Here is a 12976-nt window from a genome sequence, read left to right as displayed (position 1 = left end):
GTGATCGGAGACGGCGTCTCCGATCTTCGGCCGCCTGCCCCGCGAGAGAGACGGCAAACCAGCCGTCCGTACGGCGAAGCACCCCGTCGCTTCCGTGGCGGCCCGGCCACCCCCGTCGTTACGCTGGGGACCCGCGCCGACGTGCATGGAGGAACTCATGGCCGCTGGCCCGCTGGAACCGGATGACCCGCGCACGCTGGGAGCGTTCCAGGTCGTGGGGCGCCTCGGCGAGGGCGGGCAGGGCATCGTCTACGAGGGGTGGAGCGCCTCCGGCGACCGTGTCGCGATCAAGGTCCTCAAGGGCGGCACGAATCCCGACATCCGCCGCCGACTCGCCAGGGAGCTGGAGTCGGCCCGCCGGGTGGCCCCCTTCTGCACGGCCCGGGTGCTCGCGGCCGAGCTCGACCGGCCGGACCCCTACGTGGTGAGCGAGTTCGTGGCGGGCCCCTCGCTGCAGGAACGGGTGCGCGACGACGGTCCGCTGCGCGACGGTGACCTCGAACGGCTCGCCGTCGGCACGGCCTCCGCGCTCGCGGCCATCCACGGCGCGGGGGTGGTTCACCGGGACTTCAAACCGGCCAACGTGCTTCTCGGCCCCGACGGGCCGCGCGTGGTCGACTTCGGTATCGCCCGTCCCCTCGACGCCGACACGGCGTCCATGACGATGTCGGGCACCCCGCCCTACATGGCTCCCGAGCAGCTCATGGGGGTGCACGGATCACCCGCGGCCGACGTCTTCGCCTGGGCCTCGACCATGCTCTACGCCGCGACCGGCAGGGCACCGTTCGGCAGCGACACCGTCGCCGCGGTCTTCAACCGCATCATCAACCAGGAACCCGACCTGTCCTGCGTTCCCCAGGGCCTGCGCGAGACCCTGGCCGCCTGCCTGTCCAAGGAACCCGTGGCGCGTCCCTCGGCCCGGTCGCTTCTGGTGCGCCTGGTCGACCCCGGAGCCTCCACCGTCACGGTTCCCGACGTCGGCCCGGTGCCCAGCGCCTACGTCCCCTCCGGCTGGCCGGACCGCGCTCCGAGCGGCCTGACCCGTCCCGTCGAGGCCGAGCCGCCACCGGCCGTCCGGTCCGGAGTCCACTCCACGCCCACCGAACCGGCCGGCCTCGTACGGGACACGGCGCTCCTACCTCCGGGCGGTGCCGGTACGGCGGGTCGTGACACGAGGGTCCACGCGCCCCCGTACGGCGAGCGGGGCACGCGGCGGGCGAGGAACGTGGCCATCCCGGTGGCCGCCGTCGTCCTCGCGGGTCTGGCGACGGCCGGCGTGCTGTACGCGACGGGGACGATCGGAGGTTCCCCCGCGAACGGGGCGGCGCCCCGGAGCGGATCCGAGGGGACCTCCCGCCCGGCGCCGGCCTCCGGATCGGGCGACACCGCCGACCGGACACCGGCCTCCGGACCTGAGAGAACCCCCGACCGGGCACCGGCCTCCGGATCGGCCTCGGCTCCGCCCGCGGCTCCCGGAGGGGGCATCCCCTCGGCCTTCGCGGGAACCTGGACGGGACAGGTCGTCTCGCAGGACGACCGCAAGCGCACCGCCGACGTCACGATCACCCTGAATCAGGGAGGATCCACCGGGACCTGGGTGTCCGGTGACTGCGAGCAGCAGGCCACGCTCACCCGCGTACGCGACACCGTGCTCAGCCTGAACGTGGCGCAGCGCGGCCAGTGCGTGAGCGGGGACATGACCCTCACGGTGCGGGACCCCCAGACGCTGGACTGCGTGAAGCAGGAGGGCGGGGGCTCGCTGGAGTACCGGGGGACCCTGCGCCGCTCCTGACCTTCCCCGCACCCTCCGGAATCGCCCGGCCCGCGCCGCTCCCGCCCTGCCCTCGACTGCCCTCGACTGCCCTCGACTGCCCTCGACTGCCCGCGCCTGCCCTCTGGAGCGCCCGCCCGCTTCACTTCTCGTCGTTCAGCCGGCGCGCACGATCTGGAAGGAGTACGACCCGGTCTTCGCCGCGGGTGACCTGACGACCAGCGCGTAGCGCCCGTCGGAGCCCGAGAGCGGCATGTCGAACTCGTTGCCGCACAGCGGGTAGGGCTGCCGGGGATCGGCGAGGCTCTTCTCCGCCGCGTCGTAGAGCTCGACGTCGATGGAGGTGCACGGCCCGCCTCCCGCGATGATCCTGATGGCCTTGGCACCGTCGGCGTCGAACTCGAAGCGGTCGATCCGTCCGGGGACGTCCAGCGACCCCGCCCCCTCCGGGCTGCCCTCACCGATCTTCAGGCCGATCGTCGCGGGGAACGTGCGGACCTTCACGGTCGCGATCCGGAAGCTGTACGCCCCGATCACGTTGGTGTTCCCCCAGACCTCCAGCCGGTGGCCGCCCACCTTGGTCAGCTTGTTGCTGAGCGACGTACCCGCGCTGAAATCGACACTGGCCGGGGTCAGGGGCTCGTCGTCGACGTCGGAGAACACCTGGAACTGGATGCCGTCGCCCTCCATGTCGGCGACGTAGAACTCCCTGGCGTCGCCCAGATCCAGCGTGAATTTGTGCCTCTCCCCCGCGCGGGTCAGCTCGGCCGAGACCGTACTGCCGTCGACGAGGGTGCCGCCCGGTTCGACGGCCGCGGAAGGCCGGTCCTGCCCGCCGGTCTCCGCCTGCTCGGGAGTGCTTTCCGGCTGGGCCGGGGGGTCGCTCTCGGCGGGCGCGGTGGTCGCCTCGCTCGTCACCTGCGCGGGGGCGGCCGCGCCGTCCCCGGCCTGGCCGCCGGTGAGGCCGCAACCGGTGAGGGCCGTCAGAGCGAGAACGAGAAGGACAAGGAAGGCACCGTGCCGGACGGGGGCGGCAAGGAGTGAGGGGAGGTTCTTCATGAAAAGCCATTCTTCGCGGCCCGCTTACAACCTGGTTGCCCGTCACTTTCTCACTCCCCGAGCGGCCTTTCGCGGGTTTCGCGCTTCCGGCACCTCCGTCGGCCCCGGTCTTTCCCGGGTCGACACCGGTCAGAAGGCACTCGATCACGTGGCCGACACCCGGTGGTCATCCTCGCGCCGGGCGGGCGTCGTGGGCGATGAGCAGGCACGGCCGGATCGGACAACGTTGTCAACGTGGCGGACGGCCTGTCGGTATGGTTCGGGTATGACCAGCGATGGCGGCCGTGCGAGGCGGCCCACCATGGTGGACGTGGCGGCCCTGGCCGGGGTGAGCCTGAAGACCGTCTCGCGGGTCGTGAACAACGCTCCGCACGTACAGCCCGAGTTGGTCGAGCGGGTGCTCACCGCCGTGGCCGAACTCGGCTTCCGCCGCAACCACCTGGCCAGCTCGCTGCGTTCCGGGCAGGCGACCGCCACGATCGGGTTGCTGATCGAGGAGATCGCGAACCCTTTCTACGCGACGATCGCGGGAGCCGCCGCCGAGGTCGCCGGGCACCACGGCACGATGCTCATCATCGCCAGTTCCGAGGAGGATCCGGCGCGCGAGCGGCAACTGCTGCGGGACATGTGCGCCCGCCGCGTCGACGGGCTGCTCGTGGTGCCGGCCGGTGAGGACCACTCGTTCCTGCGCGCCGAGGTCGAGCTCGGCACCCCCGTGGTCTTTCTCGACCGTCCGGCGGGCGGGCTGCTCGCCGACACGGTGCTGCTCGACAACCGCGGGGGCGCGCGGGCCGGGGTGTGCCGGCTCGTCGAGGCGGGCCATCGGCGGATCGGGGTCCTGCTCGACTCGATCGGCGTCCACACGATGCGCGAGCGGCTCGACGGCGCGCGGGACGCGCTGGCCTCGGCCGGCACGCCGTACGACACCGGGCTGGTCCGCGACGGCGTCCGCGACCCGGCTGAGGCCGCCCGGGCCGTCTCCGAACTGCTCGACCTGCCGGATCCGCCGACCGCCTTCTTCAGCCTGAACAACCGGATCACCCTCGGCGCGGTCGGGGAACTGCACCGGCGCGGCAGCGACGCCGCGCTGCTCGGGTTCGACGACTTCGACATGGCCTCTCTGGTGCCGTACCCGCTGACGGTGATCGCCTATGACACCCGTGAGCTGGCCAGGACCGCCGCCGAGCTGCTGTTCCGGCGGATCGGCGGGGATCGGTCGTGGCCGCGCACCGTGGTGCTTCCCACCGAGCTGGTCGAGCGGGGCATCCCGCCGCGCTGAGTTCCGGCGGCCGGTTCCCTACCGGGCTGCGGGCCGGCGTGACGGAGAGGGAGCCGATCCCGCGAGCCGCGGGTCATGGGCACGCGCCCCCGATTCGATCTCTCGGAGCCGGGGGTGCGTGCGTCTCACGGGGTCACGCGTAGAGGAAGTAGTAGCTGTACCGGCTCTCCCACTCGCATGAGTAGTCGTTCCACCAGTCCTCGGTGATGCCGTGGGTTCCGATCCGCTCGCACTCCGCGTGCTCCTTGAAGACACCCGCCAGCCTCTCGGCGTGCGCCGGGGCGGCACCGGTCGTCAGCGAAACTCCGAGGACCATGACGGCCGAGACGAGAACAGCGCGTACCTTTCGCATTCGTCCTCCTGTGACTGGGGAGATCATGAAGGTGAACATTATCACTCGGCCCGCACCAGAGAAGATCATCGCACTCGAATCATTCGCGGGACGGGGATGAAACTTTCATCGGCCTTGTCACCGGCCGCACATGTTTCGCGGATGTTTACCGACGGTAAATCCCATGCCACCCGCCCTCGAAGGTCCAGCCGCTGTCCCATTCCCGACATGGCGGCCTTGAAAGGCCTCGCGGGCGCGTATCCGACCGCCTGTGCATGCCATAGATGATCTGGCCTGTCTTCGCACCACCTGATGCTCAAAGTACGATTTACGCCTCTCATCCTGTTCTATTGGAACGATGCATCGAAAACTTTGACCACCATCACTTACGTGTCATATCGTCGCCCCGCCCATATCGATGTGAGCCGCGACACTCGAACAGGACGTTGTTCTCGCAGGCGCTACGGTCGGCCTGCTGATCGAGGTCGCCACGGCGCGAGAGAAAACACGGACGGTCACCGGGGACGAGCGGCGAGCATCCGACCAACCGGAGTCGCACCATGCAAGCTCGAATCCGCACGGCCGTGATCGTCGGCATGGCGATGACCATGCTGGCCGTCGTCGGCGTGTCAGCAGTCTTCGCGCCACCGGCTCACGCCACGCAGGTGATCACCAACATCGCCTACGCGCCCGCGCAACCGGCCGGGAGCAAGGGGCATCTGCTGGACCTCTACCTGCCCTCCACCGGAATCACGCCCCGGCCGCTGCTGATCTGGCACACCGGCTCGGCGTGGACGAGTGACGACGGCAAGGCCGGCGCGGACGCGATCGCGGACATCTTCACCCCCCTGGGCTTCGCCGTGGCCGGGGTCAGCGTCCGCTCCAGCGCCCAAGCGATCTTCCCGGCCCAGGTGCACGACATCAAGGCGGCCATCCGCTGGCTGCGCGCGAACGCCGCCACGTACCAGCTCGACCCCAATCGATTCGCGATCATGGGTGACTCCTCGGGCGGCTGGCTGACCGAGATGGCCACCTTCTCCGGTGGCGTGGCCGCACTGGAGGGCACCGTCGGCACGACCGGCGTCTCCAGCGCGGTGCAGGCAGGACTCGCCTTCTTCAGTCCGACCGACTTCCTGCAGATGAACGCGCAGAACCTGCCGACCGGCGGGCTCGACCACAACTCCCCCGCCTCCCCCGAGTCCCTCCTGGTCGGCTGCCCGATCCAGACCTGTCCGGCCACGGTGGCCCAGGCCAATCCGATGACCTACGTCGACAGCAACGACCCGCCGCTGATGTTCATGCACGGCCAGGCCGACTTCCTGGTACCGCACGGGCAGAGCCTCCTGCTCTACAACAGGATCAAGGCCCAGTGCGGCAATGCCACGTTCATCTCGGTGCCCGGCGCGGACCACATGATGCCCCAGATCATGGACCCCGCCCGGCACGGCCTGCAGACCGTCCGCACCACCGCCAACTGCTCAGAGACCGTCGGTACCGGCACGTTGAACCCCACCTGGCCCAACTTCACCACCTTCCTGCGCGGCGGGCTCAAGATGGGCACCTCCTGCGAGGTCACCTACTCCACCGGCGCCTGGAACGGCGCCTTCAACGGCAGCGCGACCATCAGGAACACCGGCACCACCCCCATCGAGGGCTGGACCCTGACGTGGACCTGGCCGGGCAACCAGCAGATCACCACCGCCTGGAACACCACGGCGACCCAGGTCGGCACCCAGGTGACCGCCCGTGACGCCGGCCATAACTCCTACATCGGCCCCGGCTCCAGTCAGAGCCTCGGTTTCTCGGCGACCGCCACCGGAACGAACGGCATTCCGGCCCAGTTCAAACTCAACAACCTCGTCTGCACGAGAGTGCCCGCCTGAGACGACGTACCGGGCCCGAGCCGAACGGCGAGGGCCCGGCACCGTTCTCCTGTCGCCGGGATTCCCAAGAATTACATTCTGGGAAACCGTGACCTGGAGCGGAAAGGCGCATTTCCAGAGTTGAATACATTCCGTCGGAACCCGATCACGGAATGTCACCGACCGGCCGCTCACGTCCATATTGCTTTCCGCAACGGTCCGCCCCTATTGTTGCCCCCGACGGCCGCCGGCCCATTTCCCGCTTTTCATTGCCCGGCCGCAGGTCACTTGATATCCCGTGACCCGAAATAAATCGGATAAGCCGTCTTCCGCTGTCAGAAGGCCGTTGTCCGGGATCGTCGATGAGTTAGGGGACGTGTGCGTACATCCAACATATTCGTCAGGAGCCTCGGCGTTTATGTGCCTGACAGTGTGAGCGTCGAGCAGGCGGTTCGTGAGGGCTGGTACCCGGCCGAGGAGGTCGAGAGGTTCCAGCAGATCGGCGCGGCGGTGGCCGGCGACATGCCCGCGCCCGAGATGGCACGGCTCGCGGTCCTGGACGCGTACGACCGCTGGGGCGAGTCCTCCCCGCGCGACCTCGACCTGCTGCTCTACCCGTCTGTCTGGCACCAGGGCCCGAACGGCTGGCAGCCCCAGCACTACCTGCAGATGCACCTCCTCGGTGGGAACGTTCCCGCGTTCGAGATCCGGAGCGGCTGCGTGGGGATGATCAGCTCGCTCGAACTGGCGGCGAGCTACCTGCAGGCCGACGCGGACCGAAAGACGGCGATGGTCGTCTCCTCGGACAACCACGGCACCCCGCTGGTGGACCGCTGGCGGATGACCCCCGGGGCGCTGATCGGCGACGCCGCGGCCGCGCTCCTCCTCGGCAAGGACTACGGCATGGCCGAGCTCCTCTCGGTGAACGCGACGGTGATCCCGGAGGCCGACGCGGTCAACGACGGCGCCTACCCCCTGTTCCCCCCGGACGCCACCGTCGGCAGAGGGCTGAGCTTCGGCGACCGGCACGAGGAGTTCCGCCAGAGGCTGCTCAAGAAGCAGGGAACCGGGATCCATCTCACGATCCAGAAGACGATGATGCAGCAGGTCGAGAAGACCCTGGACGAGGCGGGGATCGAGCTCTCCGACATCACGCGGGTGGCGTTGCCGCACGGCCGCCGCGAGGACCTGGACGGGCAGATGTCCTGGCTGGGCATCGAGGAGGACCAGACGACCTGGGACTACGGAAGGCGCGTGGGCCACTGCGGCGCGGTGGACCAGTTCATCGCCTTCGAGCATCTCGTCGCGACCGGCGGGCTCGTGGCCGGCGATCACCTGCTCACGGTCGGGTTCGGCTCGGGAACGTCCGTCGCCGCGGCGGTCTTCAGGGTCCTGGCCACCTCTCCCGTCACGACAGGGGCACGCGCATGACCGATCTCACGCGAAGGCTGGTCGACTTCATCCAGGAGAACCTCGTCCTGGACGGCGACGACATCAAGGTCGACGAGACGACCCCGCTCCTGCTGTCGGGGCTCCTGGACTCCCTGCGGACCGCGCGGCTGCTGAACTTCCTCCGCAAGGACGTCGGCGTCCCGATTCCCGCCGCGAGGCTCGACCCGGAGAACTTCAAGGACGTCGTGACCATCGTGGCGATGGTCGAAGAACTCGAATCCGTCTAGCCGGGCGAGGGCAGAGTCATGCAGTTGGCGGACACCTACATCAGCGGGGTGGGAGCCTTCCTCCCCCGGACCGTCGTCAGCGTCGAGAAAGCCGTCGCCAAAGGCTGGTACCCGGCGCAGGAGGCCGAGCTGCACAACCTGGCCGGGGCGGTGGTGGCCGGTGACGTACCGGCTCCGGAGATGGCCCTGCACGCGGCGCGGAGCGCGCTCAAGCGCAGCGGGCGCGCGCCGGACGACCTGGATCTCCTCCTGTACGCCTCGACGTGGCACCAGGGTCCCGACGGCTGGCCGCCGCACTCCTACCTGCAGCGTCACCTCGTCGGCGGGGACGTCCTGGCCACCGAGATCCGGCAGGGCTGCAACGGGATGTTCATCGCCCTGGAGCTCGCGGCCGGCCACCTGGACGCCGTACCCGGCAGGCAGGCCGCCCTGCTGGTCGCCGCCGACAACTACGGCACCCCGCTGATGGACCGGTGGCGGATGGGCCCCGGCTACATCGGCGGGGACGCCGCCGCCGCGCTCGTGCTCACCAAGGGGACGGGTTTCGCGCGCCTGACGTCGGTCTGCACGACGACGGTGACCGAGGCCGAGGAGCTCCACCGGGGCAGCGAGCCTCTCTTCCCGCCGGGCGTCACGGTCGGGCGCAAGATGAGCTTCGCCGCCAGGAACGAGCAGTTCAGGCAGCAGGTCATGCCCAAGGGCGAGGCCACCACGGCGCTGTTCAAGATCCAGCGGGCGCTGATGGAGGTCGTCGAGCGCGCGTTGACCGAGAGCGGGATCGGGGCCGGCGACCTCACCAGGGTGGCGTTCATGAACTACTCGGAGGAGATCGTCGAACAGCGGTGCATGGCCATGCTCGACCTGCCCATGTCCCGCTCGACCTGGGACTACGGTCGCACCATCGGCCACTGCGGTGCCGCCGACCAGACCCTCTCCCTCGACCACCTGCTCCTGACCGGGCAGCTGGGCCCCGGCGACCACGTGCTGATGCTCGGCACCGGGCCGGGAGTGACCGTCTCCGGCGCCGTCATCAAGATCATCGACAATCCTCAGTGGGTCTGAAGTGGGTCCGACCGAAGGGAAACGAACGCAGATGGCCGACAGTACGCGCGGAGTCCAGGTGGAACCAGTGGCGGTGATCGGGATCGGATGCCGCCTTCCCGGCGACGCCCGCTCACCGGACGAGTTCTGGGACCTGCTGCGTGCCGGCCGGAACACGACCGGGCCGCTGCCCGCGGAACGCTGGCGCCCGTACGAGAACCGAAGCCCCGAGCACGCCGCCTCGCTGCGCGACGCCGTACGTCACGGCAGCTTCCTCGACGACATCGAGGGCTTCGACGCGGAGTTCTTCGGCCTGTCGCCCCGCGAGGCCGAGTTGATGGACCCGCAGCAGCGGATCCTGATGGAGACCGCCTGGGAGGCCCTGGAGCACGCCGGCCTGCCGCCGCACAAGCTGACCGGCACCGACGCCGGGGTGTTCATCGGAGTCTGCACCGCCGACTACGGAGGCCGCCTCCTCGAGGACCTGCCCCAGATCGAGGCGTGGACCGGGATCGGCGCCGCGACCTGCGCCGTCGCCAATCGCATCTCCTACTCCCTGGACCTGCGCGGCCCCAGCATGGCGATCGACACCGCCTGCTCGGCGTCGCTGGTCTCGCTGCACCTGGCCGCCCAGAGCCTGCGGCTCGGCGAGAGCGACGTCGCCCTCGCCGGCGGCGTGAACCTGCTGGTCACCCCGGGCCAGACCCTCACGCTCGGCACGGCGGGAGCCCTCGCCCCCGACGGGCGGTCCAAGTCGTTCGACGCCTCGGCCGACGGCTACGGACGCGGCGAGGGCTGCGGCGTGGTCGTGCTCAAGCGGCTGTCGGACGCCCGGCGCGACGGTGACCGGATCCTCGCGCTCGTCATCGGCAGCGCCGTGAACCAGGACGGGCACACCAACGGCATCATGGCGCCGTGCGGACAGGCCCAGGAACACGTGATGATCCGGGCCTGCCGGCAGGCGGGCATCGCACCGTCCACCGTCGACTACATCGAGGCGCACGGCACGGGCACCCGGCTCGGCGACCCGCTTGAGGCGGGAGCGCTCTCCTCCGTGTACGGCACACCGCGGCCCCCCGGCGACCCGTGCCTCGTCGGCTCCGTGAAGTCCAACATCGGTCACCTCGAGGGCGCCGCCGGCATCGCCGGCGTCATCAAGGCGGTGCTCGCCCTCCACCGCGGTGAGATCCCGCCGAGCGTGCTGAACACCCTGAACCCGGCCATCCCGTGGGAGACCTCGGGCCTTCGCGTGGTGACCGAGCAATCGGCCTGGCCCGAGCGCGACCACCCCCGCAGGGCGGGCGTCTCCAGCTTCGGGTACGGCGGCACGGTCGCGCACATCGTGCTCGAACAGGCCCCCGCGGCCCAGGAGGCCCCCCGGGGCGAAGAAGGCGGGGAAGGCGGGGAGCGGCTGTTCCCGCTGTCGGCCGCCTCGGAGCAGGCGCTGCGGCAGTACGCGGGCAGGCTCGCCGACCGCCTCGACCAGGGACTCGGCCAAGGGCTCGACCTGGCGTCGGCGGGGCACACGCTCGCGCTCCGGCGCACCCATCTGGCCCGTCGCGCCGTCGTGATCGGGGCGGACGGGAACGAGCTCGCGGCCGGTCTGCGCAGGCTCGCCGATGACGTACCCGCCGAGAGCGTCATCACCGGTGACGTGCTGCCCGAGCTCGGCCCCGGGCCGGTCTGGGTCTTCTCAGGCCAGGGCTGCCAGTGGCGCGGAATGGGGCGGGAACTGCTCGCCGTGCCGGAGTTCGCGTCCCTCGTCGACGAGGTGGATCCGATCTTCGTCGAGGAGATCGGCTTCTCGCCCCGGCAGGTCCTCGCCGACGGCGATCTCGACACCATCGACCGCGTGCAGACCATGATCTTCGTGATGCAGCTGGGCCTCGCCAGGCTCTGGAACGCGTACGGGGTCACTCCGAAGGCCGTCATCGGCCACTCCGTCGGCGAGATCGCGGCGGCGGTGACGGCCGGCGCGATGACCGTCGCCGACGGCGCCCGCCTGATCTGCCGCCGCTCCCGGCTGCTGCGCCAGGTCGAGGGCGAGGGGGCGATGGCGATGGTCGACCTGTCGTTCGAGGAGGCGGCGGAGCGGCTCGCCAGCCGTACCGACCTGGTGGCCGCGATCTCGTCGGCCCCCGGCTCCACCGTGCTGTCCGGCGACGTCGCCGCGGTCGAGGCGGTGGTGAACGAGTGGCCCGCCGAGGGCATCGTGGTGCGGCGGGTGGCCTCCGACGTCGCCTTCCACAGCCCGCACATGGACCCGCTCGCCGTCGAACTCGCCGCCGCCGTCGCCGATCTCTCGTTCGGTGCGCCTCGCGTCCCGATGTACACGACCGCGCTGGCCGACCCCCGGTCGACGCCCGTCCTGGACGGCGCGTACTGGGCGGCGAACCTGCGAGACCCCGTGCGGCTCACCGCGGCGACGACGGCCGCGGCGCAGGACGGCCACCGCGTGTTCCTGGAGATCTCCCCCCACCCCGTGGTCGCGCACTCGGTGACCGAGACGCTCTCGGAGAACGGGTTCGACGACGTGTTCGTCGGCACGTCACTGCGCAGGAACCAGCCCGAGTCCTCGACCTTCCTCGTCGCGCTGGGCACGGCGCACTGCCACGGCGTCGAGGTGGACTGGAGCCGGCTGCAGCCGTCCGGCGGCCTGGCCGACCTGCCGCCGTACGCCTGGCAGCACCGCCGCCACTGGCGGGAGGCGTACACCGGGGACGACAACCGGGGGCACGACGTGCACTCCCACACCCTGCTCGGGGCCGGGACCGGCCTCGCGGGCAGCCGGACCCGGGTGTGGCGGACCAGCCTGGAGGACGCCAACCGGCCCTACCCGGGCAGCCACGCCCTCAACGGGGTCGAGATCGTGCCCGCCGCCGTGCTCGTCAACACGTTCCTGCACGCGGTCGAGGACGAGGACGTCACGCTCACCGACGTGGAGATGATGCATCCGCTGATGACCGCGGAACGCAGGCAGATCCAGGTCGTGCACGAGCCTCCGGCGGTGCGGCTCGCGGCCCGTACCCCGGCCGGTCCCGACGAGCCGGAACCCGCCTGGCTGGTGCACGTCACCGCGGACGTGGCCGCCCCCGGCCAGGTGAAACCCGACATGCTGCCGGACGCCGACTCTCTCGGCCCGATCGATCCCGGGTTCGTGCACAAGCGGCTCGCAGGCGTCGGCGTGCCCTCGACGGGCTTCGACTGGACGATCGAGACGCTGCTGAGCGGGGACGGCGTGCTGCGGGCCACGGTACGCACCGGGGAGGCGGAGGGCTGGACGCCGGCGCTGGACGCGGCGATGTCCGTGGCGCCCTGCGTGTTCCCCGGCGATCCGGTGCTGCGCATGGTCGTGCACATCGACGAGGTGACGCTGACCGGCGCGCCTCCCTCGACGGTGATCATCGACGCGGCCGTCGACCCTGCCGCCGAGGACACCGTCCGGGTGCTCCTCGCCGACGTGGACGGCCGGGTGGTGGGACACCTCACCGGACTCCGCTATCCGGTGATCGACGCGCCCGCCCCGGCCGAGGAGGATCTCGGTGGGCCCGCGGAGTCGTTCTCCGGCCTGGCGCCCGAGGACCTGCGCGAGCGTGTCCTGCCCGAGATCCGCGCGGAGATCGCCGCCGTGATGAGGCTCGCCCCCGAGGACCTGGCGACCAGGCGTCCCCTGGTCGAGCAGGGGCTTGACTCGGTGATGACCATCATGGTCCGGCGACGTCTGGAGAAGCGCTTCGGCCGCCGTCTCCCGGCGACCCTGCTGTGGCAGCAGCCCACCATCACCGCGATCGCGAACCACCTGGTGGAGCTTCTCACGGCTCCGGGACCGGAGGTGGCGACGGAGACCGCCGCCGAGAGCATGCTCGCGATCGGAGGCTGAGGCCGCCGGCCGGGGGTGCGGAGGGGGGTGCACGCCGGAGCCACGCCCGGCCGGGGGCGGGGGGGGGGGGGCGC

General features: G+C 70.7%; 9 protein-coding genes. 7 read left to right on the top strand and 2 right to left on the bottom strand.

The features are described from left to right. Nucleotides 1-157: 157 nt before the first annotated feature. Nucleotides 158-1792 carry a protein kinase gene (locus tag AB0B90_RS29860; RefSeq protein WP_362925872.1) on the top strand — a complete coding sequence of 545 codons (1635 nt, stop codon included), beginning with the start codon at nucleotides 158-160 and terminating at the stop codon, nucleotides 1790-1792. Nucleotides 1793-1927: 135 nt separating this feature from the next. Here the strand turns inward: AB0B90_RS29860 and AB0B90_RS29855 are convergent, their stop codons facing one another. Then, nucleotides 1928-2830, bottom strand: a complete 903-nt coding sequence (locus AB0B90_RS29855) for a hypothetical protein (RefSeq protein ID WP_362925871.1) — start codon at nucleotides 2828-2830, stop codon at nucleotides 1928-1930. 265 nt (nucleotides 2831-3095) lie between these two features. Between AB0B90_RS29855 and AB0B90_RS29850 the strand changes: the two genes are divergently transcribed. Next, nucleotides 3096-4109 (top strand): LacI family DNA-binding transcriptional regulator, encoded by a 1014-nt coding sequence (locus AB0B90_RS29850; protein ID WP_350947102.1) that lies wholly within the window; start codon nucleotides 3096-3098, stop codon nucleotides 4107-4109. A 133-nt stretch (nucleotides 4110-4242) separates the two neighbouring features. Here AB0B90_RS29850 and AB0B90_RS29845 read toward each other — a convergent pair whose 3' ends face one another. Then, nucleotides 4243-4461: a hypothetical protein gene (locus AB0B90_RS29845; RefSeq protein ID WP_350947101.1), complete on the bottom strand. Its 219-nt coding sequence runs from the start codon at nucleotides 4459-4461 to the stop codon at nucleotides 4243-4245. Nucleotides 4462-5000: 539 nt separating this feature from the next. On the opposite strand from AB0B90_RS29845, the gene AB0B90_RS29840 reads away from it, so the two are divergent. The 5 genes from AB0B90_RS29840 (at nucleotide 5001) to AB0B90_RS29820 (ending at nucleotide 12902) form a co-directional block, all read left to right on the top strand. Continuing rightward, a complete protein-coding gene (locus AB0B90_RS29840) occupies nucleotides 5001-6323 on the top strand; it encodes a cellulose binding domain-containing protein (RefSeq protein WP_350947100.1) in 1323 nt (440 codons plus the stop codon). Nucleotides 6324-6722: 399 nt separating this feature from the next. Further along, entirely contained in the window at nucleotides 6723-7733 is a 1011-nt protein-coding gene (locus AB0B90_RS29835; protein ID WP_362925870.1) for a ketoacyl-ACP synthase III family protein, read from the top strand. Further along, nucleotides 7730-7981 (top strand): phosphopantetheine-binding protein, encoded by a 252-nt coding sequence (locus tag AB0B90_RS29830; protein ID WP_350947098.1) that lies wholly within the window; start codon nucleotides 7730-7732, stop codon nucleotides 7979-7981. The genes AB0B90_RS29835 and AB0B90_RS29830 overlap by 4 nt, the downstream gene beginning before the upstream one ends. 18 nt (nucleotides 7982-7999) lie before the next feature. After that, complete coding sequence (locus AB0B90_RS29825; protein ID WP_362925869.1) at nucleotides 8000-9043, top strand: ketoacyl-ACP synthase III family protein; 1044 nt, start codon at nucleotides 8000-8002, stop codon at nucleotides 9041-9043. A 58-nt stretch (nucleotides 9044-9101) separates the two neighbouring features. After that, nucleotides 9102-12902 (top strand): beta-ketoacyl synthase N-terminal-like domain-containing protein, encoded by a 3801-nt coding sequence (locus AB0B90_RS29820; protein ID WP_362925868.1) that lies wholly within the window; start codon nucleotides 9102-9104, stop codon nucleotides 12900-12902. Nucleotides 12903-12976 lie beyond the last annotated feature (74 nt).

The organism is Streptosporangium sp. NPDC049078, from assembly GCF_040648855.1.
GTDB lineage: Bacteria > Actinomycetota > Actinomycetes > Streptosporangiales > Streptosporangiaceae > Streptosporangium.
This window is presented reverse-complemented; position numbering and strand designations above follow the sequence as displayed.

Bases quoted from the DNA above. Each gene is read 5' to 3' on its own strand.
- AB0B90_RS29860 (WP_362925872.1), top strand. From the start codon at position 158: ATGGCCGCTGGCCCGCTGGAACCGGATGACCCGCGCACGCTGGGAGCG.
- AB0B90_RS29850 (WP_350947102.1), top strand. From the start codon at position 3,096: ATGACCAGCGATGGCGGCCGTGCGAGGCGGCCCACCATGGTGGACGTG.
- AB0B90_RS29855 (WP_362925871.1), bottom strand. From the start codon at position 2,830: ATGAAGAACCTCCCCTCACTCCTTGCCGCCCCCGTCCGGCACGGTGCC.
- AB0B90_RS29840 (WP_350947100.1), top strand. From the start codon at position 5,001: ATGCAAGCTCGAATCCGCACGGCCGTGATCGTCGGCATGGCGATGACC.
- AB0B90_RS29825 (WP_362925869.1), top strand. From the start codon at position 8,000: ATGCAGTTGGCGGACACCTACATCAGCGGGGTGGGAGCCTTCCTCCCC.
- AB0B90_RS29845 (WP_350947101.1), bottom strand. From the start codon at position 4,461: ATGCGAAAGGTACGCGCTGTTCTCGTCTCGGCCGTCATGGTCCTCGGA.
- AB0B90_RS29830 (WP_350947098.1), top strand. From the start codon at position 7,730: ATGACCGATCTCACGCGAAGGCTGGTCGACTTCATCCAGGAGAACCTC.